Origin of the sequence: Pseudomonas sp. 30_B (assembly GCF_017491605.1) — a bacterium.
Classification (GTDB): domain Bacteria; phylum Pseudomonadota; class Gammaproteobacteria; order Pseudomonadales; family Pseudomonadaceae; genus Pseudomonas.
This window is the reverse complement of the sequence record NZ_JAFGYY010000003.1, coordinates 11,412-36,745: the sequence shown is the minus strand read 5'-3', so window position 1 is coordinate 36,745 and position 25,334 is coordinate 11,412. Positions and strand designations below refer to the sequence as shown.

Sequence of the window (25,334 nt, the reverse complement as noted above, 5' to 3'; positions counted from 1 at the left end):
TGCTGAATCGTTTCACCTATTGAGACTGGAACGTTACTCGATAATGCGTGATCCTTGAAGCCCCCAATTGTCGGCAATCCATCGTGCTGAAACTCAGTGATATCGCCCGCCTGGCCGGTGTTTCGGTCACCACCGCCAGCTATGTGATCAACGGCAAGGCCGTGCAGCGCCGGATCAGCGCCGCCACGGTGGAGCGCGTGCGCGCGGTGATCGAGGAGCACGGCTACCACCCGGACCAGCAGGCCGCCAGCCTGCGCCGCGGCCAGACCCGCACCCTCGGCTTCATCCTCCCGGACCTGGAGAACCCCAGCTACGCCAAGCTCGCCAAGTTGCTCGAACAGGGCGCCCGGGCCCGTGGCTATCAGCTGTTGATCGCCAGCTCCGACGACGAGCCCGACACCGAGCGCCAGGTGCTCAACCTGTTCCGCGCGCGACGTTGCGATGCGCTGATCGTCGCCAGCTGCCTGCCGGGCAACGACGACAGCCTGGCCCGCCTCCAGGCCATCGGCGTGCCGGTGATCGCGGTGGATCGCCAGCTCGATCCGCAGCGCTTCTGCTCGGTGGTCAGCGACGACCGCGAAGCCTGCCAGCGCCTCACCGACAGCCTGCTCGAGCCCGCGCCGCGGAGCATTGCCCTGCTCGGTGCGCGCTCGGAGCTGATCATCAGTCAGGAACGCGCGGCGGGCTTCCGCAGTGCGTTGCGCGACTTCAAGGGCCAGGTCCGGGTTGAGCACGGCGAGACCTTCAGCCGCGACTGCGGCCGCCGTCTGATGGAAGAATTGCTGGCGAGCCAGGGCCGTTTGCCCGACGCGCTGATCACCACCTCCTACGTGCTGCTCGAAGGCGTGTTCGACGTGCTCCAGGCGCTGCCCGACGGCTGGCCGGCGGGACTGCGCATTGCCACCTTCGGCGATACCCAGTTGCTCGATTTCGTCCCGCTGAAGGTCAACGCGATCTCCCAGCAACATGCGTTGATCGCCGAGCGTGCGCTGGACCTGGCGCTGAGCGCAATCGAACAGAACAGCTATACCCCCGGCGTTCATCCCGTCGCGCGTACGCTGAAACTGCGTACGGAGTAAGCCCATGCAGCTGATCGACACCCACAACCATCTCGACTGCCCGGACTTCGCCGACGACCGTCAGGCGGTGCTGCGGCGCAGCCGCGAGCGCGGGGTGATCCGTCAGGTGTTGCTGGGGGTGTTCCGCGAAAACTGGGAGGACGTCTGGGCGCTGGTCGAGCAGGAACCCGACCTGTATGCCGCCCTCGGCCTGCACCCGATCTACCTGGCGCGCCATCGCCCCGAACACCTGAAGGCGCTGCGCGACTGGCTGGAACGCCTGGCGGGTCATCCGAAGCTCTGCGCGGTGGGCGAGATCGGCCTGGATTACTACCTGGAGGATCTCGACCGCGACGGCCAGCAAGCGATCTTCGAAGACCAGCTGCGCGCCGCCATCGACTTCGAACTGCCGGTGCTGCTGCACGTGCGCCGATCTCACGCGGCGGTGATCGCCACCCTCAAGCGCTTCAAGCCCAAACGCCAGGGCATCATCCACGCCTTCGCCGGCAGCCGCGAGGAGGCCCGCGAATACCTCAAGCTGGGTTTCCGCCTGGGCCTGGGCGGCGCGCCGACCTGGCCGCAGGCCAACCGCCTGCGCAAGGTAGTGCCGGAGATTCCGCTGGAATCCATCGTGCTGGAAACCGACTCGCCGGATATGGCGCCGGCCATGTATCCCCACGTGCGCAACAGCCCCGAACACCTGCCGGAAATCTGCGCAGCACTGGCAGAGTTGAAGGGAATCAGCCCGGAAGAGCTGGCCAGCGCCAGCACGCGCAATGCGATGGAGTTGTTTGGCTGGACCTGAGCTGCTGCTCTTGTAGGAGCGCCCCATGGGCGCGATCGCGGGCATGGCCCGCTCCTACGGGAAACTCGGGATTGAACGGGTAACAGCGAAGTTGCACGATCCGCTCTGGTGCTCTTCATAGGAGCGAGCTTGCTCGCGAACGGATTTAGCGGGTAACGCCGAGGCTGGGGCGCTTCGCGAGCAAGCTCGCTCCTACAGGATCAAAAGCCGCTCGACTGAAATCCTGAATTCACCGACAACCCGGTATCCGCGAGATGGGGAAGCGTCCTTGCGCTCACGCGGATACCGGGCTGCGGATGAACGCTTTACACCCGGAACGCGCCGATCAGGCGCTTGAGCTCGACCACCTGCCCGGTCAGCTCGCGGCTGGCACGCTCGGTCTCGCTGGCGCCCTCCGCCGTACGCTCGCCGGCCTGGTTGATCTGCACGATGTTCTGGTCGATATCGTGGGCGACCGCCGTCTGCTGTTCGGCGGCGGCGGCGATCTGCTGGTTCTGGTCGACGATGGCGCCCACCGCCTGGAGGATGTTCTCCAGCGCCAGTTGCACCTGCTCCGACTGGCTCACGGTGCCGTCGGCGGTGTGGTGGCTGCTGCCCATCGCCTTCACCGCCGCGCCAACGCCGTTCTGCAGGCGATCGATCATCTGCTCGATTTCCTCGGTGGACTGCTGGGTGCGCTTGGCCAGCGTGCGCACCTCATCGGCCACCACGGCGAAACCGCGGCCCTGTTCGCCGGCCCGCGCCGCCTCGATGGCAGCGTTGAGCGCGAGCAGGTTGGTCTGTTCGGCAATGCCCTTGATCACATCCAGCACGCGGCTGATGGAGGCGCTGTCGGCCGCCAACTGGTTGATCACTGCCACCGACTCGTCGATCTCGCCGGCCAGGCGCTGGATGCTGCCCACCTGCGACTCCACCAGGGCCCTACCACTGGCGGTTTCCTGGTTGACGTTGTGTGCGCTGCCCACCGCCACGGCGGCGCTGCGCGCTACCTCCTGGGCAGTGGCAGCCATCTGGTTCATCGCCGTGGCGACCTGCTCGATCTGATTGCGCTGGCCGGTCACCGCCTGGTTGCTTTCGGCGGACACCGACTCCACGCGCACGGTCTGCCGCTCGACCTCGGCGACGGTGCGGCCGACCTGCTCGATGAGGTCGTGAATCTTCCCCACCGTCTGGTTGAACGCCTGCCCGAGTTCGCCGAGTTCGTCCCGGCTCTGGGCGCGGAAGGTGACCGTCATGTCGCCGGAAGCGACGCGCTCCATCATCTGCCCCAGGCTCTTGAGAGTGGTGCGGGTGGAGACGTAGAAGCCGCTGTACAGGTAGCCGATGGCGAGGAATACCACCAGCAGGGCCGCCACCAGCAACACCATCTGCTGCTGCTTGCTGGCCAGGCGCTCCTGCAGGGCACCACCGACGAAGACCAGCACCTGGTCATCGAGGCGATAGGTCTTGTCCATCGCCCGGCTGACCTGGTCGTAGAAGTCGGTCCAGGGGGTGTCGAAGGTATCGGCCATCACCACCTTGTCCTCGAAGAACCTGCCCTGGCTCTTCAGGGTTTCCCGGCTGGCGTCGGCGTCGGCGGCCAGCGCAACCTGCGCGGCGGAACTGCCCCCGAGGGCATCCTGCAGCTTCAGGCCGTACTCGGCATGGAGCTTCTCCAGCTCCTGCTGCAGGTCGTTGAAGCGGTCACTGGAGGACGAATTGAGAAACCCCTGGCCCAGCGCGCTGGAGCCGAGGGTGCGCCCCTGGCTGAGCGTTTCGGTGATGTGAGGGGTAACGGCGGTGAGCAGCTCGGCAAGCTGGCGGACATCGCGGGCATCGTCCTGGCTCAGCCCGCCCTGGGACACCAGCAGCTTGTTGAATACGAGGACCTGATTGAGCAGGCGTGCCGCCAGCGCTGCCTTGCTCTGCAGCGAGCCTTCGCTCTCGATTCCCTTGAGGGAGCTGAGCAGCTCATCGCGCTTGGCGTTGAACTCGGCCACCTGCTCGGCGCCCTGGATAACCGGCCGGAGCGCATCGATCTGCGCCCGCAGATCCTTGTTCAAGCGGGCGACGCGCCCTTCGATGCCGGCGCCCTTGCTGGAGGACTGGCCAAGAATGCCGTTGATGTGCAGCAGGTCGTTGTAGGCTTCGGCGTTGCGACGGATCTGCTGGCCATCGCCGATCAGTTGCAGGCTTTGAAGCTCGGCGCGGGTGCTGACGAACTGCCGGTAGGAATCACGCACCAGATAGAAATTGGTGATCAGCATCGGCAGGAAAAACAGCACGCTGATCAGGCTGAACTTCATGCCGAAGCTCAGGCGGTTCATCAGCGCGATGGCCGGATAGAGCACAGTCCTCACAAAGACGTCTCCTGTTCCCGTTATTGTTATGTTGCTTGTCGGGGATGGCAGGTGCGCCCAGGACAGGCACACGCCGCACGCGCGCTCGCCGGAACGGCTTGTGATAGGCATCACAGACCGGATCGGCGCGCACAGGCTTCTGTGTACCTGATATCGGCGGGGAGTTCTGTAACTTAAGGTTAAAACGCCATCACCGGACCGACGGCAGTCGGCCCGGTTCAAGGCCTTAAAGCAGAAGGGTCCAGATCGCGAAAACGGCGTACCAGAGCACCGCCGAGCGGACCAGCAGTTGCCAGAGCGCGTCCAGGCTGGCGACGCCCCTGGCACCCAATCCACCCTCGTTGAAATCCTCGGCCACGTAACCTGCCCGCGCCAGCAAGCGGGCGGCGGGCACGTCCCAGGCCAGCAAGTCATGCAGCAGGCTGCGGCTGACGGCGACGAAATTGCCCACCAGGGCGAAACTCAGCACCAGTGCCCGCGACGGCAGCCAGTCGAACGCATGGCGCAGCTGGACGGCGCGCTCGCGCAACTCCGCCTGCCGGCCCTGCTCCGCCGCGATGGCCAGCAGACGGTAGGTCAGCGCTGCCACCGGGCCCAGCAGTGCGTACCAGAAGATCACCGCGAAGAACGCCTGATAGGCCTGCCACACCAGCGTGCCCTGCACCTGCGCCAGCAGCTCGTCGTCATTGTCGGCCTGCACGCCGAGGTCGCGCTCGGCAACGTGGTAGGCGCCCTGGGCATCCTCGCGGCGCCAGGCATCACGGAAAGGTCCGATGGCCCGCAGGATGTCGCCGCGCCCCAGGCTCCAGACCACCACCAGCAGGTGCACCGGCAGCGCCAGCAGGCCATAGGCGAAGGGCTCCAGCAGCGTCAGCAGCAGGGCGAGCAACAGCAGGGGCGGCAATACCGCGACCAGCAGGCCGAGCCAGGGTTTGGCCACCAGCGAGGGCACGCCACCCACGGTATCCAGCCAGCCCAACCACAGGCTGTCGCGCTGCAACCGCGCTCGCCAGGCGGAGAGCTTCTCCACCGCCAGAACCAGCAACAGCACCAGGAAACTCATATCGACTCCTTCGTTCCGATGGCGGCGAAATAGCGCGCCCAATCAAACGCCTCGCCCGGATCGGTCTTGCGCTCGGGGGCGATATCGCAGTGCCCCTGGATGCGCGCCGGGGTGATGGCCGGATAACAGGCCATCAGTTGCCGGGTCAGCTCCGCCAATACCTCGTACTGACGATCGCTATACGGATCGCAGTCGGTCCCTTCCAGTTCGATGCCGATGGAAAAATCGTTGCAGTTCTCGCGCCCGTCGAAGCGCGAAACGCCGGCATGCCAGGCCCTGTCGTTACACGACACGAACTGGAACAGCGAACCGTCGCGCTCGATGAGGAAGTGCGCGGAAACGGTCATGGCGGCGATGCTGGCGAAATACGGATGCTCGTCGGCGTCGAGACGGTTCTGGAAGAACGCCTGAACCTTGCAGGTGCCGAACTGGCCGGGCGGCAGGCTGATGTTGTGGATCACCAGCAACGACACCACCTCGCCGTCGGGGCGGGCGTTGAAGTTCGGCGAGGGGCAATGCTGGGCGCCTTGGCACCAGCCGGTAAGGGGGTCGAGCTGCATGGGGGCTCCTTGACAGAACCCCACTCTAAAGCAGCTGCACGGGGAAATGAACTCGTGGCGAGGTCAGGCGTTCTTCAGGCGCCGCAGATTGCCGATCACCGACTCCAGGGCACGGTCGAACAGCAGCGCGTCGTCCAGCAGGCGCACGGCGTTGCGACGGAACTCCAGGGCCAGGCCCATGCGCGTCTTCTCCAGCACCTTCATGCCGGTACGGTTGACGAAGATGTAGCGGCAGCTCGGACGGATCACCGCCGCCAGCTTGCAACGCAGCTTGTGCTCCTCGTCTTCCTGGATTTCCACCCAACTGCCGACCCGCAGATCGTCGACCCGGCGCAGCGCCTCGTCGCCCTCAGCGAGCGTTTCTTCGGGCTCCACCGCCCGGACTTCATCGGGACTGGCGAGCACGATTTCCGCCACCACGGCCACCATCGCCGGCTGCAGCGTGGCCGCGACGACCTCCGCCGATGCATCCAGTGGCTCGTCGAGCAGAGGCAGGTCGTCATCCAGGGCTGCCGCCTTGCGCTCCTCGGCCTGCTTGTAGCGCTGGAAGGCCTGCACGTGCAGCCCCTCCAGACGGCTGAAGAATTCCCCCGTGGAGAACGGATCGAAGGCCGCGGCGGCCAGCCCCTCGCGCAGCGACTTGAGCAGCTGTGGGACCATCTCCAGCAGGTGCAGGCGCGAATCCGGGTCTTCGTGGAGTTCCACGCTCCAGATCAGGTCATCCATGGTCGCCAGGGCGGCCTCCCACTCATGGGAAGCCGTGCCGTGCTTGAGGCAGGTCAGCAGCAGCACCTTGCTCCAGGCTTCCTGCAGCAGGCGCACCACCACTTCCGGCAGCGTGCGGCCCAGCAGGCGCTCATTGAGTACCTGCTCCACGTCCTGGCGCGCCAGCTCGGCGCGGGCGCGGCCTTCCTCGGCATCGCGGGTGCGCTGTTCGAGCAGGTCGCTGCGGCGGCGTTCATCACCGGTGAAGGCGATGAACTCGTCGAGCAGCTCGGAGAAGATCGCCGGATCGTCGACGAAGTCGTTCAGCAGGCGCATCACCACCTGCTCGATCTTCTGGTACAGGTAGTCGCGCTGGCCGTCGGTCTGCTCGCCCCAGCCCAGGGCCGCCGAGGCGATCTCGTTGAGCAGGCGACGCGCCGGGTGGCTGCCACGGCTGAAGAAGGTCTTGTCGAGCACCGCGACCTTGAGCATCGGAATCTGCATGCGGCCGATCAGGGCCTTCAGCGAGTCCGGCAGGGTGCGGTCATCGAGGATGAATTCGAAGAGCATGGAGACGAGGTTGATGACATCCTCGTCGACCTGGCCGACCACGCGGGAACGGCCGCTCTTGGAGCTGACACGGCTCAGCAGGTGGTCCAGGTGCTGGCGTACATTGATCTCATCGATGGTCTGCGCCGGCAGGTGCGACTGCAGGTGCGAGAGCAGGCGCATCAGGTCGTTGCTGGTGATCGGCAGCGCGTCGGAGGGCACTGCGCGGGCCGGTGTGGCCGCACTGCCACGCACCTGCGAGAGCAGATCCTGCAGAGCAGCGAAAGCCGCCTGGGAGTCGCTGTCCAGGTACTGCGTACCCGCCTGCTCCACCGCGCCGGCCGCCGGGGCCGCCGCGCTGCCCTGGCTGGGAGCAGTCCGCTGCGGCGGACGGCGCAGCGGCACATTCTTCAGTTCCGGCAGCACGCCGAGGGCGATCAACGTCTGGTTGGCTTCGGCATACAGGTGCTCGGCCTCGGCCAGCACATATTTGTCGAACAGCTTGAGGATGATCAGCTTGACCTTGATCTCGACGCCCAGCCCCTGGCACGGCTCGAGGAACGCCTCGCACAACAGGCGCGGCCCCAGGGGGTTGGTCTTGTCCTCGACCTTCTTGCTGACCAGCTTGTTGAAACGGGTCGTGAGGTGCCCAAGGGCGACGCCGTCCCGGCTCATCACCTTGGCGACCATGGCATCCAGCGCCACGGCCTCTTCCAGCTCATCGTTCTGAACCAGGGAAAGATTGTCGTAGGAGACCGACTCCAGCGGCGACGGCTTGCCGATCTCGTACTGGCCGAGACTGGCGAATTGCTCGAAGACCTTCTGCAGGAAGCCGCGTTCGATGCTCTTGCGCTTGAGGCGCAGGTCGCGCATGGCCTCGAAATAGGCACTCTGCTCGGCGTTGTTGGAGGCCCGATCCGCCATCTCGAACAGGGTGTCGTCGGCGTTATCGAACAGCGACTGCATGGCCTGACGCAGCTGGACGGCGACCTTGTCGCGCACACTGACCAGCGCCGCCGGCAAACGCGCGGCGAACGAATTCGGCGACTGTTCGGAAGTTGCCGTCTTGTTCAGCGGCACTACATTCGCGTCCTTCTGCATCACATGTCTCCTGCCGTCAGCCCTGGCCGGGCTGGCTGGCGGTAACAACAGTCATCGAAGCGTCATCCTTAACGTCAAATTCGTGGCGTCAAAAAGTAGGATATTTCGGAGTCATTATAGGGAAGGTTCTTGAACAACCAAGAGTCATTTCTCGCATTCTTGAAGAAATTCACGTCGATTCTGCTGCCGTTTGTCCGACAGACGATTGACCAGCGCCAAACGTCAATCGATACCCGCAAGGGCCCGCCGCCCGTATAATCCCGGCACTGCGAACAGGAGCCCTCCATGCCGAACCTCACCCTCGCCGAGCTTTCCGGGGAAATCCAGGCCAACGTGCGCGCCGCTCTGGCCGAAGACGTGGGCAGCGGCGACATCACCGCCCAGCTGATTGCCGCCGAGCGCGATGCCTCCGCCCGCATCATCACCCGCGAGAACGCCACCGTGGCCGGCAGCGCCTGGGTCGACGAAGTCTTCCGTCAGGTCGATCCGCGCGTCCAGGTGAAGTGGCAGGTAACGGATGGCGAGCAAGTCAGCGCCGACCAGACCCTGTTCACCCTCGAAGGCCCGGCCCGCGCCCTCCTCACCGGCGAGCGCAGCGCGCTGAACTTCCTCCAGCTGCTCTCCGGCACCGCCACCCGCGCCCGTCACTACGCCGACCTGGTCGAGGGCACCGGCGTGAAGCTGCTCGACACCCGCAAGACCCTGCCCGGCCTGCGCCTGGCACAGAAATACGCGATCACCTGCGGCGGCTGCCACAACCACCGCATCGGCCTGTACGACGCCTTCCTCATCAAGGAAAACCACATCGCCGCCTGCGGCGGCATCGCTCAGGCCATCGCCGAAGCCCACCGCATCGCCCCCGGCAAGCCAGTGGAGATCGAAGTGGAAGACCTCGCCGAGCTGCGCCAGGCCCTGGATGCCGGCGCCGACATCATCATGCTCGACGAGCTGAGCCTGGACGACATGCGCACCGCCGTCGCCCTCACCGCCGGCCGCGCCAAGCTGGAAGCCTCCGGCGGCATCACCGAAGCGACCTTGCGCACCGTCGCCGAGACTGGGGTGGACTACATCTCCATCGGCACCCTGACCAAGGATGTGAAGGCGCTGGATCTGTCGATGCGGCTGAGCCTATAGATAGCGGCCAGAAAACAAAAAGCCCCGCTCGAAAGCGGGGCTTTTTGTTGAAGCTGGTGCCGGCAAGAGGAATCGAACCCCCGACCTTCTCATTACGAATGAGCTGCTCTACCGACTGAGCTACACCGGCGGCGCGCGTAAGCTAGCACTCTGCTTCCTGCGAAGCAATCCATCCAGGCGCGCCATTCAACATTTGGCGTACACCCAAGTGATCAGGCCGAATAAATGCAGCAATCACTCCACCCTTGGCATAACCACGGAGTTCATTTCAGGATTGCCCGACGACGCCAGGGTTCTCCAGTCATCAATGACCGATTTGCAAGTCTGCTTTGGCCGGAGGTAACAGATGAGCTGTAATGCCCATGCCGCCTCGTCTGCTCTATTGTTCAACGCAGCCGATTGGGCATACCGGAAAAGCCCGCCGGTTGTCGGGTAGCGCAAGACGGTAAGATGCCTTTCCTCGAGAGCCGCGGCCGGCATATTTCGACTTGGCACTGCGTCAAGGCGCTCAAGAGCGCCTTGGAGCGACTTGAGGAGAATTACATCAGGAGAGCTTGGGCTCACTGCACCCGAGATTCGCGCAGCCACGAATTTACGCGCAGCCAGACTATCCTCTATCAACCTGTAGTCGCGAAATACAATAACAAGAGCCGCAGCCATCACCACACCAATCACGATGATCGAAAAGCGTGGCAACGTAGCGATGATTTTCATCGGCAAGAACGAACTTGCCATACCGACCAGCAATCCGACAGGCACTAGGAAAATCAAGTACAGATGGGGCAACTCGAGCATCGAATGAAGAAGAAAAACACCGATGGCGGCCAGAATGATGCCATGCGACTCTGTCTTCACCTTCAGAACCTGTACGACTCCCCACCAGACAATGGCAGCAATCAATACCGCACCCACTACAACCCCATTCCATAGCAACAGATCAAGGAAGAGATTGTGCGCATGCCCCATAACCGAACCCACGCCTGAGTATTTCTCAGCGAACTCCACATGGACCGTTACGACCTGGTTCCAGCCATACCCCACCAGCGGTCGATCTACAATACCGTCAAGCGCCATAGACCAAAAAATCGGTCGTATACCGACACTTAACATCTCGCGACTTGTCGCACCAAAAAGGAAGTTGCTCAGCAGAGGAAGAAGCAATAGCAGAGTCACAAACCAACTTGCCAGCAGTAGCACCGCAATTAATCTATTTCTTGTATTGCGAGGCCACCAGAAAATGAGAGCAACTCCGGCAAGAAAAGCAACCTGGAGACAGCCAGTACGTGACCCCGTCAGGGCCACACCCACCAGGAAAAAGGCGACCGCCAGGACGGCACAACCACTACCGACAAAACGTCTGTTATAGGCCCACCAGACTCCGATGCAGCCCCATACCAGAAGTGTTGCAAGATTGTTAGGTTGCCCGACAAGTGCAACCGCCCTCACCCCGCCGATCGCAGGAGAAAGCACCAGGACTCCCAATCCATCAAGCGCGAGCCACTGATACAAGGACAGCCCGGTCGACAGTATCGAAGCCAGAATAAAGCTTGCGAACAAGCCATCTGCAATTCGATGGGACTCTATCAACTGCCTCTGCTGCCCCAAGGACAAGGCAACTGCAAAAGCCAGAATAAAGCCCACGATTACAAAAGACTCTTCAGGAATTAGCAAAATCCCTGTCACCGCCTGAACCAGAGGAACAGCGGATAGACAAATAGCAAATAATGCCGCACGAGTGACAATCCACCCCTGCGCCGAAGAGAAGAACAATAGAACTACCAACGGAAGCAAAACCGCCGCCGCCATAGTGTCATTGTAGAAGGTAGTCCACGGATCCATGTGCGTGGGCACCAACCAGGGGAGTGAAGCGACAACCACCCAAAGAGTCCCGCCAAGCATCGAACGCCCCGCTCCTTGTTCTTCTCCTCCGTTCACGCCATGCAAGACCGCCCCTCCACCACGCAATTGCGACCGATCTTAAACTTCGGAAGCACCGCCTCTGCTGCCGAGCCCATAAAGCCCTACCACATCAGAAGCCAGAATCTGATCGAAAAAAAGAAGCGACCCGAAGGTCGCCTCCTAATGCCACGAGGATCAAAATTCTTAGCGGCACTCTTGAGGAACATACTTAGTGTTGATAGTAGTTGTGCATGCCCATTTCAGCTGACCGCCACCAACATTGGTAGGAGTAAGAACAATGTTACCCGTAGCCCCCGGAACGGTGGAAGCTACTGTCACAACACCGGTACCAGCTGTAATAGTGACACCCGAAACGTATTTAGTCGCACCCGGGAAAACATACCCGGAGTTCGAGGCAGTAAGAGATCCCAGCCCGCCGAGCGAAGAACTGGTTTCAGCCACGGCCAGCTTCGCCGGAGCAGCCATTACGATAACTTCGCTAACTTTGGCGCGAGTGGTGTAATCCTGATAAGCCGGCAGGGCGATGGCGGCCAGGATGCCGATGATCGCAACCACGATCATCAGTTCGATCAAGGTAAAGCCTTTTTGAGCTTTCATAGTTCTCTCCAGTTGTTGGATACGGCCCAAGGACCTGATTCCTGATCAAGCAGATTCCATGCCAAACTTTCAACGCCCTCGGATACGGAGCCGAGAGGTACTTTCCGACAACCAGCAGCGAAATTACGCACGAAGTGACAAATTTTGGCAGCGCCTGTCACCTGATTTGGCACCTCCCCCTAACTGCGTTATAAGATTTTGAACTCTCCATCCGGCTACTCTCCCATGAACGATCAAGTCGTCCTGTCCGGCCTTGCCCGGCAGTTAGTGCTTTCTCAACTGCTTGATGAGAACAGCGCTCGACAAGCGCAACTGCAGGCGCAGCGCAACAAACTGTCGCTGGTGACCTACCTGGTGCAGAACAAGCTGGTGAAGAGCCGGCCGCTGATGGAGTTGGCCGCCGACCAGTTCGGCGTTGCCTTCTGCGACCTGGCCAGCCTGGACAAGGAGAGTTTCCCCAAGGAACTGGTCAGCGAGAAGCTCGTGCGCCAGCACCGCGTCCTGCCCCTGTGGCGCCGGGGCAACAAGCTTTTCGTCGGACTCTCGGACCCGACCAATCACCAGGCGATCACTGATATCCAGTTCAGCACCGGCCTGACCACTGAAGCCATCCTGGTCGAAGATGACCGGCTCGGCGACGCCATCGAAAAGTTCTTCGAGAGCGCCACCGGCGGCCTGGACGACCTGGGCGACGTCGACCTGGACGGCCTGGACATCGAAGACGGCAACGCCGAGCGCAAGGAAGAAGCCATCGGCGGCGACGCCGACGACGCACCGGTGGTGCGTTTCGTGAACAAGATGCTGCTGGATGCCATCAAGGGCGGCTCGTCCGACCTGCACTTCGAACCCTATGAAAAGGTCTACAGGGTTCGCTTCCGTACCGACGGCATGCTCCAGGAAGTGGCCAAGCCGCCGGTCCAGTTGGTCAGCCGCATCTCTGCACGCCTCAAGGTGATGGCCGGCCTGGATATCTCCGAGCGCCGCAAACCCCAGGACGGCCGCATCAAGATGCGCGTGTCCAAGACCAAGTCCATCGACTTCCGCGTCAACACCCTGCCCACGCTATGGGGCGAGAAGATCGTGATGCGTATCCTCGACTCGGCCAGCGCGCAAATGGGTATCGATGCCCTGGGTTACGAGGAAGAGCAGAAACAACTGTATCTCGCGGCACTGAAGCAGCCGCAAGGCATGATCCTGGTGACCGGCCCCACTGGCTCCGGCAAGACGGTATCCCTCTATACCGGCCTGAATATCCTCAACACGCCGGACATCAACATTTCCACCGCCGAAGACCCGGTAGAGATCAACCTGGAAGGCATCAACCAGGTCAACGTCAACCCGAAACAGGGCCTGGACTTCGCCCAGGCTTTGCGTGCCTTCCTGCGCCAGGACCCTGACGTGATCATGGTGGGGGAGATCCGCGACCTTGAGACCGCGGAAATTGCCATCAAGGCCGCGCAGACCGGGCACATGGTGATGTCCACCCTGCACACCAACAGCGCCGCGGAAACCCTGACACGCTTGCTGAACATGGGGGTTGCCTCGTTCAACCTCGCCACCTCGACTAACCTGATCATTGCCCAGCGCCTGGCACGCAAACTCTGCCCGTCCTGCAAGAAGGAACACGACGTACCGCGCGAAACCCTGCTCCACGAAGGCTTCCCGGAGGAGCGGGTCGGCTCGTTCAAGCTGTATGCACCGGTCGGCTGTGAAAACTGCAAGAACGGTTATAAGGGGCGTGTGGGTATTTATGAAGTGGTTAAAATCACGCCTGCGCTACAGCGGATTATCATGGAAGAAGGAAATTCCATTCAGATCGCCGAACAAGCCCGCAAAGAAGGCTTCAACGATCTGCGCACCTCGGGATTGCTGAAGGCCATGCAGGGCATTACCAGCCTCGAGGAAATCAACCGCGTGACCAAGGATTAATCCATGGCGGAAAAAGCATTGAAGACCAGTGTCTTTACCTGGGAAGGCACTGATCGCAAGGGCGGGAAGATCAAGGGGGAACTCTCGGGGACCAGCATGGCGCTGGTCAAGGCCCAGTTGCGCAAGCAAGGCATCAACCCCATCAAGGTGCGCAAGAAAGGGATGTCGCTGCTGAGCCAGGGCAAGAAGATCAAGCCCATGGACATCGCCCTGTTCACCCGGCAGATGGCAACCATGATGAGCTCAGGTGTACCGCTGCTGCAGTCCTTCGACATCATCGGGGAAGGTTTCGACAACCCGAACATGCGCAAGCTGGTGGAAGAGATAAAACAGGAAGTCGCCGCGGGTAACAGCCTGGCCAATTCCCTGCGCAAGAAGCCCCTGTACTTCGACGATCTGTACTGCAACCTGGTGGACGCTGGTGAACAGGCCGGCGCCCTGGAAACGCTGCTTGACCGCGTAGCGACCTACAAGGAAAAGACCGAGTCGCTCAAGGCCAAGATCAAGAAGGCCATGACCTACCCCATCGCGGTTGTAGTCGTCGCGGTCATCGTGTCGGCCATTCTGCTGATCAAGGTAGTGCCGCAGTTCCAATCCGTCTTCGCCAACTTCGGCGCGGAACTCCCAGCATTCACCCGCTTCGTCATTTCCATTTCGGAAATGCTGCAGCAATGGTGGTTCATCGTTCTGATCGCCATGTTCGCCAGCGCCTTTGCATTCAGAGAAGCCTACCGGCGCTCGGAGAAATTCCGGGACAGACTCGATCGCCTGGTGCTGAAACTGCCCATCGTCGGCGACATTCTCTACAAGTCATCGGTTGCGCGTTATGCCCGTACGCTCTCCACCACCTTCGCCGCGGGCGTTCCCCTGGTGGAGGCTCTGGACTCGGTATCCGGAGCGACCGGCAACGTGGTGTTCCGCAACGCGGTCAATAGGATCAAGCAGGACGTCTCCTCCGGTACGCAGTTGAACTTCTCCATGCGCACCACCGGCGTCTTCCCGAGCATGGCCATCCAGATGGCCGCCATCGGCGAGGAGTCCGGCTCGCTGGACGCCATGCTCGACAAGGTCGCCAGCTACTACGAAGAGGAAGTCGACAACGCCGTCGATAACCTCACCACCCTGATGGAACCGATGATCATGGCCGTTCTGGGTGTGCTGGTCGGCGGTCTGATCATCGCCATGTACCTGCCGATCTTCCAACTGGGCAACGTCGTATAAGCCACATGTCAGTCCTCAACTTCCTGGCCAGCACCCCGCTGGCCTTTGTTTTATGCGCGCTCGTCCTCGGGCTTCTGATCGGCAGCTTCCTCAACGTGGTCATCCACCGCCTGCCGCGGATGATGCAGAGGGTCTGGCAACGTGAGGCGCGCGAAGCGCTGGAGCTGCCCGCAGGCGAGCCGCAGCCCACCTACAACCTGATCCTGCCGAACTCCCAGTGCCCGCACTGCGGCCATGAGATCAAGGCCTGGGAAAATATTCCCGTGGTGAGCTTCCTGGCGTTGGGCGGCAAGTGCTCGTCCTGCAAGGCGCCGATCAGCAAGCGCTATCCACTGATCGAACTGGCCTGTGGCGCCCTCTCGGCCTTCATCGCCTGGCACTACGGTTTCGGCTGGCAGGCCGGCGCCATGCTGCTGCTCGGCTGGGGGCTGCTGGCGATGAGCATGATCGATGTCGACCACCAGTTGCTGCCGGATGCGCTGGTGTTGCCGCTGCTCTGGCTCGGGCTGATCGTCAACCACTTCGGGCTGTTCACCAACCTGGGCGATGCGCTCTGGGGCGCGGTGTTCGGCTACCTGAGCCTGTGGTCGGTGTACTGGCTGTTCAAGCTGCTCACCGGCAAGGAGGGCATGGGCTATGGCGACTTCAAGCTGCTGGCGATGCTCGGCGCCTGGGGTGGCTGGCAGGTGCTGCCGCTGACCATCCTGCTGTCGTCGCTGGTCGGTGCCGTGCTGGGCATCATCACCCTACGCCTGCGCAAGGCCGAGACCAGTACGCCGATTCCCTTTGGCCCCTATCTCGCCATTGCCGGCTGGATTGCGCTGCTCTGGGGTGATCAAATAACCGCGACTTACCTGCAGTTCGCCGGTTTCCGTTAGCCCTCTCCCGCGCCGAGTCCGTTCGGCGCCCCTGACGGCCGCCGGGCCGGCTAGAAGGAGAACCATGAAACCCTGGATTCTGGGCCTGACCGGCGGTATCGGCAGCGGCAAGAGCGCCGCCGCCGAACACTTTGCCGCACAAGGCGTGCATATGGTGGACGCCGATCATGCCGCGCGCTGGGTGGTCGAACCGGGCCGCCCTGCCCTTGCCAAGATCGTCGACCGCTTCGGCGATGCGGTGTTGCTGCCGGACGGCCAACTCAATCGCGCAGCCCTGCGCGAGCGCATCTTCAAGTCGGAAGAGGAACGGCGCTGGCTGGAGCAACTGCTGCACCCGCTGATCGGCGAGGAAATCGCCGCGAACCTCGCGCGCGCCGAATCGCCGTACGCCATCCTGGTCTCGCCACTGCTGGTGGAGTCCGGGCAGCACCGCATGACCCAGCGGGTGCTGGTGGTGGACACCCCGGAACACCTGCAACTGGAACGCACCATGCGTCGGGACAAGGTGCCTGAAGAACAGGTACGCGCGATCCTCAAGGCTCAGGCCGTGCGCGAAGACCGACTCAAGCACGCGGACGACGTGCTGCTCAACGACGGCGATCTCGCGCACCTGCACCAGCAGGTCGAGCGCCTGCATCAGTTCTATCTCGGCCTGCGTGGAGGACAACCATGAGCCAACCTATGACCGTGGAATGCCCCACTTGCGGCGCCCCCGTGGAGTGGAGCGCAAAAAGCGAATTCCGCCCCTTCTGCTCGCACCGCTGCAAGCTGATCGACCTCGGCGCCTGGGCCGCCGAAGAGCACGCCATCCCTGGCGATAACCTGGAAGACGAGCTGTTTTCCGGCGACCTGGAAAAGCCGCGCGGACACTGAAGCAGAAATAGAAACCGCCTTAATGGGCAGTTTTTTGTGCTCGGTATCGCCATCCAATGTAAGGGCGAGCTTGCTCGCGAACCGCCCAAGCGCGGGTATCGCCGGAAAAAGCGTTCGCGAGCAAGCTCGCTCCTACAGAAAAGAAAAGGCCCGCATCTGCGGGCCTTTTTCATTCAGGGTCGCATGAAGCTGTAGTCGCGCTCTTCATCCAGATTGTCAGCGAGGAAGTGCAACTCGTGCCCCAGGTCCTCCTCGGTGCGAACCTGGGTGTTGGCCCGCACCACCGCACTGAGGAGCGCACGCACCGTCAGCTGCGGGTCCTGTCCCGACGCCTCCGCCTCGATCAGCAGTTCCTGAAGACGCTGCTCTGCCCAGCTATGAATGCTCATCGGCAATCTCCTCGCGAATGGGGGGCCAAGCTTCCCCGATCGTAGGACCGCTCCGAACTGACCTGGATCAACCGACGGAGGCGATGCACCTGGCCGATGTTCGAACATCAGCGCGACTCATCATCATCCTTCCAGGGCGCCTGCAGGTAGCGCGTGCGATTGAAGGTTTCCAGCCAGTCCGGGTAGAACACCACCAGCCCGGTCACGATGGTGCCGTTGATGAAGGCTTCCGGGAACATGATCAGCCACAGGTAGCCGATAAAGTCCTCGATCCACGGCGGCATGGGGAACAGGCCATCCATCCACAGCAGCCCCAGGCCGAGCATCAGGCTGCATAGGGCCGCCAGCGCGGCGGGAAAGAACCCCGAGCAGAAGATGTAGACGAACAGGTTCCGCGGCTGCCGGCGCTCGACGAAGATCGCAGCAAGCTCGGTGATCAGCACCGGTATCAGCACCAGGAGGATGCCATTGATGCCGATGGCGACCCAATCCTGCCGGCCGATCACGCACAGGCCGATCTGCCCCACCAGGCCGACGATGATCGCCAGCGGCCAGTCCAGCAGCAGGGTCACGGCAGTCATGCCGATGAAGTGGAAGGACACCCCCGAAGCGAAATCCCGGCGCACCAGCCAGAGCAGGAACAGCCCGAGCATGGTGCCAAACACCAGGTGCTGGCGGCGGAAGTCGCTGATCAGCTCCAGCCAGGGCGCGCGCCAGGCGGCCCAGGCCACCATGGGCAGATAGACCGCCCAGCCCAGCTCCAGGGTCTCTTCGGACAGCAGCTGTGCGGCAATCACGGTGTACCGCGCTCCAGGGCCTGACGCAGCGCGTCGGCCTTATCGAAACGGCGGGTGTCGACCACCCTGCCCTGCTCCAGTTGCAGCCAGGTCACCCCCTCCGGCTGGGCGGCGAAGCGGTTGGCGACGCGCGCGTCGCGGTCGAGCAGCACGCGGTAGCTGTAGTCGCGCATGGCGGGTACGGCGAACATCGCCGAGATCGGCGCCGGCATGCGGCTGATGTCGGCGATGAACACCGCATGCCGGGCCTCGAGATAGCCGGCGGGGCGGCCTTCGAGTGCGGCCTTGACCAGCTTGCTGCCGGCCATGTCACGGGCGATCAGCACCACCCGCAGCTCGGCGTTGGCCGTGTAGGGATTGTCGAACTGGTCCAGCAAGGTCCAGCCGCTTGCCAGTCCGGCGTCCTGCGCAAGCACCATGCCCGAGAGCAGCAGGAACAGCAGTCCGCTCAGCAATCGTTTCACGCTCAACCTCCCACGGAATAAACCTGTAGATCCTCGCGCCGCCCCCAGTCCGCCTGGGCTTCCCAGAAGGCGAGCGCCTGGGGCGCATCCCTGAGTACGAAAACATGGGACTTGCCGATCCCCTCGCGCGCAAGCCGGGCCAGCGCCTCGTCGAGCAGCGCCCGCGCCAACCCTCGCCCACGGAAAGCCTCATCGACCACCAGATGCTGCAGATAACCCCGGCGCCCGTCATGCCCGGCCAACAGGCTGCCGATGACCTGGCCGCCGTCTTCCAGCACCAGGCTCAGGCCAGGATTGCGCCGCAGGTAGGCGGTGAAAGGCTCGTAGTCGTCATCACGGCGCAACTGGATGCCTGGAGTGCGCTGCCACAGGGCGCGCAGGGCGGCGTGATCGTCGGGAACGGCGGAGCGCAGCAGCATTGCGACCTCGGTGTCAGGGCTCGCGACAGTCTACACCGCGCATCCCTTCCGCCGCCCTGTCGATTCAGCAACGCCCGGGCGTTGCGCAGCAACTATGCTGAAGGCATGAATGAGTCCGACTACCTGCGCCTGCTGACCCGCCAGGCGGAACAAGCCAACGACTTCCTCTCCAACGGCCGCAAGTGGGAGCGGGAATGCTGGGCCTGCCAGCGCCTGCTGCAGGCGCTGAAGGTTCCCTACCGCCAGGAAGACTTCATCGCGCCGGCGCAGCAGCCGCCGGACGTGCTGTTTCGCGACGCCAGCTTCGAGGTGTTCTTCGTGCTCGACCAGGGTCGCCGGCTCAACGAGGAATGGAAGGAGGAGCTACTGCGCCGGCGCATGGCGCAGAGCATCAACCAGCTGATCCGCCGCGAGCAGCGCCCGCGACGGATTCCCTGCGCGGACCTGCAGGCGCGCCTCGCGCCGACGCTGCGCAAGAAGGCGCACAACTACAGTGAGCGCGGCATCGACCTGCGCGACCTGGACCTGCTCGCCTTCGTCAGCCTCAAGCGCGAGACGGCGGACTTCAACACCCCTTTTCCGCCCCCAACGGAATACCTGCGCCAGGGCTGGCGGTCGCTGTCCATCGTCGGCCCCACCTTCGCCCGCGTGCTGTTCGCCCACACCGATGCGCCGGACTTCCTGCGCGGCAGCCTCGGCCGCACCGTGCTGTTCGACATGGGCGTGGGCCTCTGAAGGCACGCCCACTCGCCCTTTGCACGTTGAGGGCCTGCCCGCGCCCTACTAGAATGCTCGGCATTACAAACGGAGGCCGCCCATGCCCAGTCGCTTGAGCCCCGAAGACCAGCAGAAGGTCGATCAGTACCTCAGCTCTCCCGTCCACCAGGTCGAACGCGCGCCGTTCAAACCCTGGCTGATGATGGGAGCCTTGCTCGCTGTGGTCATCGGCCTGGGCCTGCTGAGCCGCCTCCTGGCCTACCTTGCGTGAGCGCCGTGCCGCCACGGGCCGATACAGGATTCCTTAAGCTATGAGAATGCAACATGTCCCATCGTATCGTGATCGTCGGCGGCGGCGCCGGCGGGCTGGAGCTCGCGACCCGTCTCGGCCGCACCCTGGGTAAAAAGGGCAAGGCGCGCATTACGCTCGTCGACGCCAACCTCACCCACATCTGGAAACCCCTGCTGCACGAAGTCGCCGCCGGCTCGCTCAACTCTTCCGAGGATGAGCTGAACTACGTCGCCCAGGCGAAATGGAACCACTTCGAATTCCAGCTCGGCCGCCTTATTGGGCTGGACCGCGCCGGCAAGCGCATCCAGCTCGCCGCCACGCTCGACGAGCAAGGCGCGGAGCTGGTGCCGGCACGCAGCCTGGAGTACGACAGTCTGGTCCTGGCCATCGGCAGCACCACCAATGACTTCGGCACCCAGGGCGCCGCGGACCACTGCATCTTCCTGGATACCCGCGAGCAGGCCGAGCGCTTCCACAAGCTGCTGCTGACCCATTACCTGCGCGCCCACGCAGGGCAGGACAAGGACGATCAGATCAGCGTCGCCATCGTTGGCGCCGGGGCCACCGGGGTCGAGCTGTCGGCCGAGTTGCACCACGCCGCACAGGAGCTGGCGGCCTATGGTCTGACCGGTATCCAGCCGCAGAACATGCGCATCACCCTGATCGAAGCCGGCCCGCGCGTGCTGCCGGCGCTGCCCGAGCGCATCAGCCGCCCGGTGCACCAGACGCTGGAGAAACTCGGCGTGCGTGTGCTCACCGGCTCTGCCGTGCAGGAGGTGACAGCGGATGGTCTGCGCACCGCGATCGGCGAGTTCATTCCGGCGAGCCTGAAGGTCTGGGCGGCGGGTATTCGTGCGCCGAGCCTGCTCAAGGAAATCGACGGACTGGAGACCAACCGTATCAATCAGCTGGTAGTCCGCTCGACCCTGCAGACCACGCGCGACGACAACATCTTCGCCTTCGGCGACTGCGCCGCCTGCCCGATGGGCGATGGCAGCGAGCGCAGCGTGCCGCCGCGCGCCCAGGCGGCACACCAGCAGGCTTCGCTGCTGGCCAAGGGGCTGGTTGCGCGCCTGGAGGGCAAGCCGCTACCGGAGTACCGCTACACCGACTACGGCTCGCTGATCTCGCTGTCGCGTTTCAGCGCGGTGGGCAACCTGATGGGTAACCTGATGGGCAGCGTGAAGCTGGAAGGCTGGTTGGCGCGGATGTTCTACGTGTCGCTGTACCGTATGCACCAGATGGCGCTGTACGGACCGTTCCGCACGGCGCTGCTGATGATCGCGGACCGCATCGGGCGTAGTACCGAGCCGCGCTTGAAGCTGCATTGATCGGCTAGCGATCGCGGACGGAGTCCGCTCCTACGCGCGAGGCGAACACGGTACCTCACCTGTAGGAGCGGATCTTATCCGCGAAATCCAACACCGATTTGCCCCGTTCCACCTGGGAACACCGATGGCCGTTTATACGGCCTTCGCGGACAAGGTCCGCTCTTGTGGGATGGGTTGGCGTCATCCTGTAGGAGCGGGCCATGCCCGCGATTCGCGCGCATGGCGCGCTCCTACAAATACAGCGGTGCCAGGACAAACACCGGGCACAAAAAACCGCCCCGAAAGGCGGTTTTTTCGTTACAGCCAAGCAGCCTTACAACGCCGCCAGCATCGACGGGGCCGGGATGGCCTGGAAGTCGATGGACATCATCAGGCTCAGCACGCTGATCGCGATGATGGAGAAGGCGAACAACTGGCGGGCCCAGCGGCGGTCGTCCTCGGCACTGAAGCCTTTCACCGCGATGAACAGCCACCAGGCGCTGACGGCCAGCGCCACCACCAGGTAACCGTAGCCGGCGAAGCCGGTGACGGTCAGCAGCAGGGTCGCCAGGCCGAAAGCCAGCACGTAGTAGAGGATCTGCTTCTTGGTCGCTTCGATGCCCCGCTCCACCGGCAGCACGGGAATCCCGGCGGCGCGGTAGTCGTTCAGGCGGAAGATCGCGATGGCGTAGCTGTGCGGCATCTGCCAGAGGCAGAAGATCAGCAGCAGCACCGCCGCGCCCATGTCGAACTGACCGCTGGCGGCGCAGTAGCCCACCACCGGCGGCATGGCTCCGGAGAGACTGCCGACCAGCGTGCCATAGACCGAGCTGCGCTTGAGCCAAAGGCTGTAGAGCACGACGTAGACGAAGAAGCCGAATGCGGCGAGCAGGGTCGCCTGCACGTTGGTCTTCCACGCCAGCAGGCCGAAGCCCGCCACGCCCAGCACCAGGCCATGGGCCAGGGCCGCCGTGAGCGAGATCTGCCCGGTCACGGTGACACGGCTGCGGGTACGCTCCATGAAGCGGTCGATGTCGCGGTCGATACAGTTGTTGAACACACAACCACTGGCAACGACCAGGGACAGGCCGATCACGGTGGCCAGCAGCAGCATCGGGTCAACGCTGCCGCGAGCGGCGAGGAAGTATCCCCCCGCCACCGCGATCAGGTTGCCGAAGATGATGCCCGGCTTGGCGACCAGCAGATAACGCTTGAATTTCACGGCATCGGCCCTCAGGGCATCGGCATCATCAGGGTGTCTGCGGTGTAGATGATCCACAGCGACAGACCGACCACCAGCAGGATGATGATGGCGGTGAAGATGAATGCCATGACGTTCCAGCGGCCTTCGGAGCTGAAGTTCATGTGCAGGAAGCAGATCAGGTGCACGACGACCTGGACCAGGCCCAGGATCACCATGGTCAGCAGGGTGGCGTGACGCGAGAAGCCACCGTCGATGACCATGTAGAACGGGATCGCGGTCAGGATCACCGAAAGCACGAAGCCGATGGCGTACGAGCCCAGGCTGCCGTGACCGGCGCCGTGGTTGTCGTGGCCGGCGCCATGGGAGTCGTGATGATGTGCAGCAGCGGTCATTACAGGGCTCCCATCAGGTAGACGACGGTGAAGACGCAGATCCAGACGATGTCCAGGAAGTGCCAGAACAGGCTCAGGCACATCATGCGGGTGTTGTTCTGCGCGGTCAGGCCACGGGTGCCGATCTGCGCCATCAGCACCAGCATCCACAGCAGGCCTGCGGATACGTGCAGGCCGTGCATGCCGACCAGGGTGAAGAAGGACGACAGGAAGGCGCTGCGGCTCGGGCCGAAGCCTTCGACGATCAGGTGATGGAACTCGTTGAGTTCCATGCCGATGAACGCGGCGCCGCAGAGGAAGGTCACGCCCAGCCAGGCGATGGCCTTGCCCTTGGCACCCTTGTGCGCGGCCAGCATGGCCAGGCCGTAGGTGCAGGAGGAGATCAGCAGGATCGCGGTTTCGACGGCCACGTAGGGCAGTTCGAAGATGTCCTTGCCGCTCGGGCCGCCGGCCGTGTGGTTGACCAGCACGGCGTAGGTGGCGAAGACGCTCGCGAACAGGATGCAGTCGGTCATCAGGTACAGCCAGAAGCCGAAGACCGTCATGCCGCCGCTGTCGTGGGCGTGGTCGTGGTCATGCGCCGCTTCGTGCGTATCGACCAGGTGTTGATTCAGTACTGCCGTAGACATCGCTTATACCTGCGCAGTGGCGAGTTTCTGGAAGTTGGAGTTTTCGATGCGCTCGATCTCATCCGGCTGGACGTAGTAGTCCAGGTCGGTGACGTAGCTGCGCACGATGACCGAGGCGATCATGCCGACGAAGCCGACACCCACCAGCCACCAGATGTGCCAGATGGCGGCGAAGCCGAAGATGAAGGCGAACAGCGCGATGGAGAAACCAGCGGCGGTGTTCTTCGGCATGTGGATCGGGGCATAGGCCGGCAGGCGGCGGTACGCGGTACCGGTCTGCTTCATGTCGTGGAACGCGTCGATGTCGTTCACGTGCGGCAACTCGGCGAAGTTGTAGTACGGCGGCGGCGAGGAAGTGGACCACTCCAGGGTACGGCCGCCCCACGGATCGCCGGTCACGTCGGCCAGGGCCTTGCGGTTCTTGATCGAGACGAACAGCTGGATCAGCTGGCAGGCGATGCCCAGGAAGATCAGCACGGCACCGAAGAACGCAACCACCAGGTACGGCTTCCACATCGGGTTGTCGTAGTGGTTCAGGCGACGGGTCATGCCCATGAAGCCGAGGATGTACAGCGGCATGAAGGCCATGTAGAAGCCGACCAGCCAGCACCAGAAGGAACGCTTGCCCCACTTCTCGTCCAGGGTGAAGCCGAAGGCTTTCGGGAACCAGAAGACGAAGCCGGCCAGGTAGCCGAACACCGCACCACCGATGATGGTGTTGTGGAAGTGAGCGATCAGGAACAGGCTGTTGTGCAGCAGGTAGTCGGCACCCGGAATGGCCAGCAGAACGCCGGTCATGCCACCGATGGTGAAGGTGACGATGAAGCCCAGGGTCCACAGGATCGGAGTGTTGAAGCGCAGGCGGCCACGGTAGATGGTGAACAGCCAGTTGAACAGCTTCACCCCGGTCGGGATGGAGATCAGCATGGTCGCAACGCCGAAGAAGCCGTTGACGTCGCCGCCCGAACCCATGGTGAAGAAGTGGTGCAGCCACACGGTGAAGCCGAGGAAGGTGATCGCGGCGCTCGCCCACACCATCGAGGTGTAGCCGAACATGCGCTTGCCGGCGAAGGTCGCGGTGACTTCGGAGAAGATACCGAAGGCCGGCAGGATCAGGATGTACACCTCAGGATGGCCCCAGGCCCAGAAGAGGTTGATGTACATCATGGCGTTGCCGCCCAGCTCGTTGGTGAAGAAGTGCATGTCGAAGTAGCGGTCCAGCGACAGCAGGCCCAGGGCCGCGGTCAGGATCGGGAACGACGCAACGATCAGGATGTTGGCGAAGGTGCAGGTCCAGGTGAAGATCGGCATCTGCATCAGCTTCATGCCAGGGGTGCGCATCTTGAACACGGTCACCAGGAAGTTGATACCCGTGAGCAAGGTACCCATACCCGATATCTGTAGCGCCCAGATGTAGTAGTCCACCCCCACGCCCGGACTGTAGGCCAGCTCGGACAGCGGCGGGTAGGCGACCCAGCCGGTACGGGCGAATTCGCCCAGGCCCAGCGAAACGTTCACCAGCATGGCGCTGACGACCAGCAGCCAGAAGCTCAGCGAGTTCAGGAAGGGGAACGCCACGTCGCGCGCGCCGATCTGCAGCGGCACGGCCAGGTTCATCAGGCCGGTCATGAAGGGCATGGCCATGAAGATGATCATGATCACGCCGTGCGCGGTGAAGATCTGGTCGTAGTGTTCCGGCGGCAGGTAGCCGTGGTTGGCGCCTTCAGCCAGCGCGAGCTGGCCGCGCATCATGATCGCGTCGGCGAAGCCGCGCAGCAGCATGACCAGGGCGACGATGATGTACATCACGCCGATCTTCTTGTGGTCGATGGACGTCAGCCACTCGGTCCACAGGTAGGTCCACTTGCGGTAGTAGGTGATCGCGCCGAACACGCCGAGGCCCAGCAGGGCGACGACGGCCAGCGTGATGACGATGATCGGCTCGTGATACGGCACGGCCGACAGAGTCAGTTTCCCGAACATCTGTGC

25 protein-coding genes and 1 tRNA gene are annotated in these 25,334 nt (G+C 63.1%); 11 read left to right on the top strand and 15 right to left on the bottom strand.

Annotated features, from left to right (window positions below):
• Positions 1–86: 86 nt before the first annotated feature.
• Together cra and J5M67_RS03895 are read left to right on the top strand one after the other, a co-directional pair.
• Positions 87–1,079, top strand: a complete 993-nt coding sequence (gene cra, locus J5M67_RS03900; protein WP_207884137.1) for a catabolite repressor/activator — start codon at positions 87–89, stop codon at positions 1,077–1,079.
• A 4-nt stretch (positions 1,080–1,083) separates the two neighbouring features.
• Positions 1,084–1,863: a TatD family hydrolase gene (locus J5M67_RS03895; RefSeq protein WP_207883498.1), complete on the top strand. Its 780-nt coding sequence runs from the start codon at positions 1,084–1,086 to the stop codon at positions 1,861–1,863.
• Between the two features lie 305 nt (positions 1,864–2,168).
• Here J5M67_RS03895 and J5M67_RS03890 read toward each other — a convergent pair whose 3' ends face one another.
• The 4 genes from J5M67_RS03890 to J5M67_RS03875 all read right to left on the bottom strand — a co-directional run bounded on the left by J5M67_RS03890 (position 2,169) and on the right by J5M67_RS03875 (position 8,180).
• Positions 2,169–4,202: a methyl-accepting chemotaxis protein gene (locus tag J5M67_RS03890; protein ID WP_207883496.1), complete on the bottom strand. Its 2,034-nt coding sequence runs from the start codon at positions 4,200–4,202 to the stop codon at positions 2,169–2,171.
• A gap of 226 nt (positions 4,203–4,428) precedes the next feature.
• Positions 4,429–5,265, bottom strand: a complete 837-nt coding sequence (gene ampE, locus J5M67_RS03885) for a regulatory signaling modulator protein AmpE (protein WP_207883494.1) — start codon at positions 5,263–5,265, stop codon at positions 4,429–4,431.
• Complete coding sequence (gene ampD / locus J5M67_RS03880) at positions 5,262–5,825, bottom strand: 1,6-anhydro-N-acetylmuramyl-L-alanine amidase AmpD (RefSeq protein ID WP_207883492.1); 564 nt, start codon at positions 5,823–5,825, stop codon at positions 5,262–5,264. Before ampD ends, ampE begins: the two co-directional genes overlap by 4 nt.
• A 63-nt stretch (positions 5,826–5,888) precedes the next feature.
• Positions 5,889–8,180, bottom strand: coding sequence for a DUF1631 domain-containing protein (locus J5M67_RS03875; RefSeq protein ID WP_207883490.1), 2,292 nt, complete (start codon positions 8,178–8,180; stop codon positions 5,889–5,891).
• Between the two features lie 285 nt (positions 8,181–8,465).
• Between J5M67_RS03875 and nadC the strand changes: the two genes are divergently transcribed.
• Positions 8,466–9,314 (top strand): carboxylating nicotinate-nucleotide diphosphorylase, encoded by an 849-nt coding sequence (nadC, locus tag J5M67_RS03870; RefSeq protein ID WP_207883488.1) that lies wholly within the window; start codon positions 8,466–8,468, stop codon positions 9,312–9,314.
• 54 nt (positions 9,315–9,368) lie between these two features.
• Here the strand turns inward: nadC and J5M67_RS03865 are convergent.
• The 3 genes from J5M67_RS03865 to J5M67_RS03855 form a co-directional block, all read right to left on the bottom strand.
• Positions 9,369–9,444, bottom strand: a tRNA-Thr gene (locus J5M67_RS03865).
• Between the two features lie 104 nt (positions 9,445–9,548).
• Entirely contained in the window at positions 9,549–11,249 is a 1,701-nt protein-coding gene (locus J5M67_RS03860) for a Wzy polymerase domain-containing protein (protein WP_368735917.1), read from the bottom strand.
• 168 nt (positions 11,250–11,417) lie between these two features.
• Positions 11,418–11,831 carry a pilin gene (locus J5M67_RS03855; RefSeq protein WP_207883484.1) on the bottom strand — a complete coding sequence of 138 codons (414 nt, stop codon included), beginning with the start codon at positions 11,829–11,831 and terminating at the stop codon, positions 11,418–11,420.
• A 225-nt stretch (positions 11,832–12,056) separates the two neighbouring features.
• On the opposite strand from J5M67_RS03855, the gene pilB reads away from it, so the two are divergent.
• The 5 genes from pilB to yacG all read left to right on the top strand — a co-directional run bounded on the left by pilB (position 12,057) and on the right by yacG (position 16,732).
• Complete coding sequence (pilB, locus tag J5M67_RS03850) at positions 12,057–13,760, top strand: type IV-A pilus assembly ATPase PilB (RefSeq protein ID WP_207883482.1); 1,704 nt, start codon at positions 12,057–12,059, stop codon at positions 13,758–13,760.
• Positions 13,761–13,763: 3 nt separating this feature from the next.
• On the top strand, positions 13,764–14,981 hold the full coding sequence (locus tag J5M67_RS03845; RefSeq protein ID WP_207883480.1) for a type II secretion system F family protein: 1,218 nt from the start codon (positions 13,764–13,766) through the stop codon (positions 14,979–14,981).
• 5 nt (positions 14,982–14,986) lie between these two features.
• Positions 14,987–15,859: an A24 family peptidase gene (locus J5M67_RS03840; protein WP_207883478.1), complete on the top strand. Its 873-nt coding sequence runs from the start codon at positions 14,987–14,989 to the stop codon at positions 15,857–15,859.
• Positions 15,860–15,923: 64 nt separating this feature from the next.
• A complete protein-coding gene (coaE, locus tag J5M67_RS03835; RefSeq protein ID WP_207883476.1) occupies positions 15,924–16,532 on the top strand; it encodes a dephospho-CoA kinase in 609 nt (202 codons plus the stop codon).
• Positions 16,529–16,732, top strand: a complete 204-nt coding sequence (yacG, locus tag J5M67_RS03830; RefSeq protein WP_015475735.1) for a DNA gyrase inhibitor YacG — start codon at positions 16,529–16,531, stop codon at positions 16,730–16,732. Before coaE ends, yacG begins: the two co-directional genes overlap by 4 nt.
• A gap of 173 nt (positions 16,733–16,905) precedes the next feature.
• Here yacG and J5M67_RS03825 read toward each other — a convergent pair whose 3' ends face one another.
• The 4 genes from J5M67_RS03825 to J5M67_RS03810 all read right to left on the bottom strand — a co-directional run bounded on the left by J5M67_RS03825 (position 16,906) and on the right by J5M67_RS03810 (position 18,801).
• On the bottom strand, positions 16,906–17,121 hold the full coding sequence (locus J5M67_RS03825) for a hypothetical protein (protein ID WP_207883472.1): 216 nt from the start codon (positions 17,119–17,121) through the stop codon (positions 16,906–16,908).
• Positions 17,122–17,228: 107 nt separating this feature from the next.
• Positions 17,229–17,918, bottom strand: a complete 690-nt coding sequence (locus tag J5M67_RS03820; protein WP_207883470.1) for an energy-coupling factor ABC transporter permease — start codon at positions 17,916–17,918, stop codon at positions 17,229–17,231.
• Positions 17,915–18,382, bottom strand: coding sequence for an FAD/FMN-containing dehydrogenase (locus tag J5M67_RS03815; protein ID WP_368735916.1), 468 nt, complete (start codon positions 18,380–18,382; stop codon positions 17,915–17,917). Before J5M67_RS03815 ends, J5M67_RS03820 begins: the two co-directional genes overlap by 4 nt.
• A gap of 2 nt (positions 18,383–18,384) precedes the next feature.
• A complete protein-coding gene (locus J5M67_RS03810) occupies positions 18,385–18,801 on the bottom strand; it encodes a GNAT family N-acetyltransferase (protein WP_207883465.1) in 417 nt (138 codons plus the stop codon).
• Positions 18,802–18,906: 105 nt separating this feature from the next.
• Between J5M67_RS03810 and J5M67_RS03805 the strand changes: the two genes are divergently transcribed.
• The 3 genes from J5M67_RS03805 (at position 18,907) to J5M67_RS03795 (ending at position 21,141) form a co-directional block, all read left to right on the top strand.
• On the top strand, positions 18,907–19,536 hold the full coding sequence (locus J5M67_RS03805) for a DUF1780 domain-containing protein (protein ID WP_207883463.1): 630 nt from the start codon (positions 18,907–18,909) through the stop codon (positions 19,534–19,536).
• An 82-nt stretch (positions 19,537–19,618) separates the two neighbouring features.
• Positions 19,619–19,789, top strand: coding sequence for a DUF3094 domain-containing protein (locus J5M67_RS03800; RefSeq protein WP_152220482.1), 171 nt, complete (start codon positions 19,619–19,621; stop codon positions 19,787–19,789).
• 53 nt (positions 19,790–19,842) lie between these two features.
• Positions 19,843–21,141 (top strand): NAD(P)/FAD-dependent oxidoreductase, encoded by a 1,299-nt coding sequence (locus J5M67_RS03795; protein ID WP_207883461.1) that lies wholly within the window; start codon positions 19,843–19,845, stop codon positions 21,139–21,141.
• Between the two features lie 313 nt (positions 21,142–21,454).
• On the opposite strand, the gene cyoE is transcribed toward J5M67_RS03795, so the two are convergent.
• Genes cyoE through cyoB form a run of 4 tightly spaced genes read right to left on the bottom strand, consistent with a single transcriptional unit; the run spans position 21,455 to position 25,328 of the window.
• Positions 21,455–22,342 carry a heme o synthase gene (gene cyoE, locus J5M67_RS03790; RefSeq protein WP_207883459.1) on the bottom strand — a complete coding sequence of 296 codons (888 nt, stop codon included), beginning with the start codon at positions 22,340–22,342 and terminating at the stop codon, positions 21,455–21,457.
• An 11-nt stretch (positions 22,343–22,353) separates the two neighbouring features.
• Positions 22,354–22,716 carry a cytochrome o ubiquinol oxidase subunit IV gene (gene cyoD / locus J5M67_RS03785; RefSeq protein ID WP_015475725.1) on the bottom strand — a complete coding sequence of 121 codons (363 nt, stop codon included), beginning with the start codon at positions 22,714–22,716 and terminating at the stop codon, positions 22,354–22,356.
• The gene (gene cyoC / locus J5M67_RS03780; RefSeq protein ID WP_015475724.1) at positions 22,716–23,345 is read right to left on the bottom strand and encodes a cytochrome o ubiquinol oxidase subunit III; all 630 of its coding nucleotides are present in this window, start codon (positions 23,343–23,345) and stop codon (positions 22,716–22,718) included. The genes cyoD and cyoC overlap by 1 nt, the downstream gene beginning before the upstream one ends.
• A gap of 3 nt (positions 23,346–23,348) precedes the next feature.
• Positions 23,349–25,328, bottom strand: coding sequence for a cytochrome o ubiquinol oxidase subunit I (gene cyoB, locus J5M67_RS03775; RefSeq protein WP_207883457.1), 1,980 nt, complete (start codon positions 25,326–25,328; stop codon positions 23,349–23,351).
• Positions 25,329–25,334: the final 6 nt, after the last annotated feature.

Bases quoted from the DNA above. Each gene is read 5' to 3' on its own strand.
- J5M67_RS03895 (WP_207883498.1), top strand. From the start codon at position 1,084: ATGCAGCTGATCGACACCCACAACCATCTCGACTGCCCGGACTTCGCC.
- ampE (WP_207883494.1), bottom strand. From the start codon at position 5,265: ATGAGTTTCCTGGTGCTGTTGCTGGTTCTGGCGGTGGAGAAGCTCTCC.
- ampD (WP_207883492.1), bottom strand. From the start codon at position 5,825: ATGCAGCTCGACCCCCTTACCGGCTGGTGCCAAGGCGCCCAGCATTGC.
- J5M67_RS03875 (WP_207883490.1), bottom strand. From the start codon at position 8,180: ATGCAGAAGGACGCGAATGTAGTGCCGCTGAACAAGACGGCAACTTCC.
- nadC (WP_207883488.1), top strand. From the start codon at position 8,466: ATGCCGAACCTCACCCTCGCCGAGCTTTCCGGGGAAATCCAGGCCAAC.
- J5M67_RS03855 (WP_207883484.1), bottom strand. From the start codon at position 11,831: ATGAAAGCTCAAAAAGGCTTTACCTTGATCGAACTGATGATCGTGGTT.
- pilB (WP_207883482.1), top strand. From the start codon at position 12,057: ATGAACGATCAAGTCGTCCTGTCCGGCCTTGCCCGGCAGTTAGTGCTT.
- J5M67_RS03845 (WP_207883480.1), top strand. From the start codon at position 13,764: ATGGCGGAAAAAGCATTGAAGACCAGTGTCTTTACCTGGGAAGGCACT.
- J5M67_RS03840 (WP_207883478.1), top strand. From the start codon at position 14,987: ATGTCAGTCCTCAACTTCCTGGCCAGCACCCCGCTGGCCTTTGTTTTA.
- coaE (WP_207883476.1), top strand. From the start codon at position 15,924: ATGAAACCCTGGATTCTGGGCCTGACCGGCGGTATCGGCAGCGGCAAG.
- yacG (WP_015475735.1), top strand. From the start codon at position 16,529: ATGAGCCAACCTATGACCGTGGAATGCCCCACTTGCGGCGCCCCCGTG.
- J5M67_RS03825 (WP_207883472.1), bottom strand. From the start codon at position 17,121: ATGAGCATTCATAGCTGGGCAGAGCAGCGTCTTCAGGAACTGCTGATC.
- J5M67_RS03810 (WP_207883465.1), bottom strand. From the start codon at position 18,801: ATGCTGCTGCGCTCCGCCGTTCCCGACGATCACGCCGCCCTGCGCGCC.
- J5M67_RS03805 (WP_207883463.1), top strand. From the start codon at position 18,907: ATGAATGAGTCCGACTACCTGCGCCTGCTGACCCGCCAGGCGGAACAA.
- J5M67_RS03800 (WP_152220482.1), top strand. From the start codon at position 19,619: ATGCCCAGTCGCTTGAGCCCCGAAGACCAGCAGAAGGTCGATCAGTAC.
- J5M67_RS03795 (WP_207883461.1), top strand. From the start codon at position 19,843: ATGTCCCATCGTATCGTGATCGTCGGCGGCGGCGCCGGCGGGCTGGAG.
- cyoD (WP_015475725.1), bottom strand. From the start codon at position 22,716: ATGACCGCTGCTGCACATCATCACGACTCCCATGGCGCCGGCCACGAC.
- cyoC (WP_015475724.1), bottom strand. From the start codon at position 23,345: ATGTCTACGGCAGTACTGAATCAACACCTGGTCGATACGCACGAAGCG.
- cyoB (WP_207883457.1), bottom strand. From the start codon at position 25,328: ATGTTCGGGAAACTGACTCTGTCGGCCGTGCCGTATCACGAGCCGATC.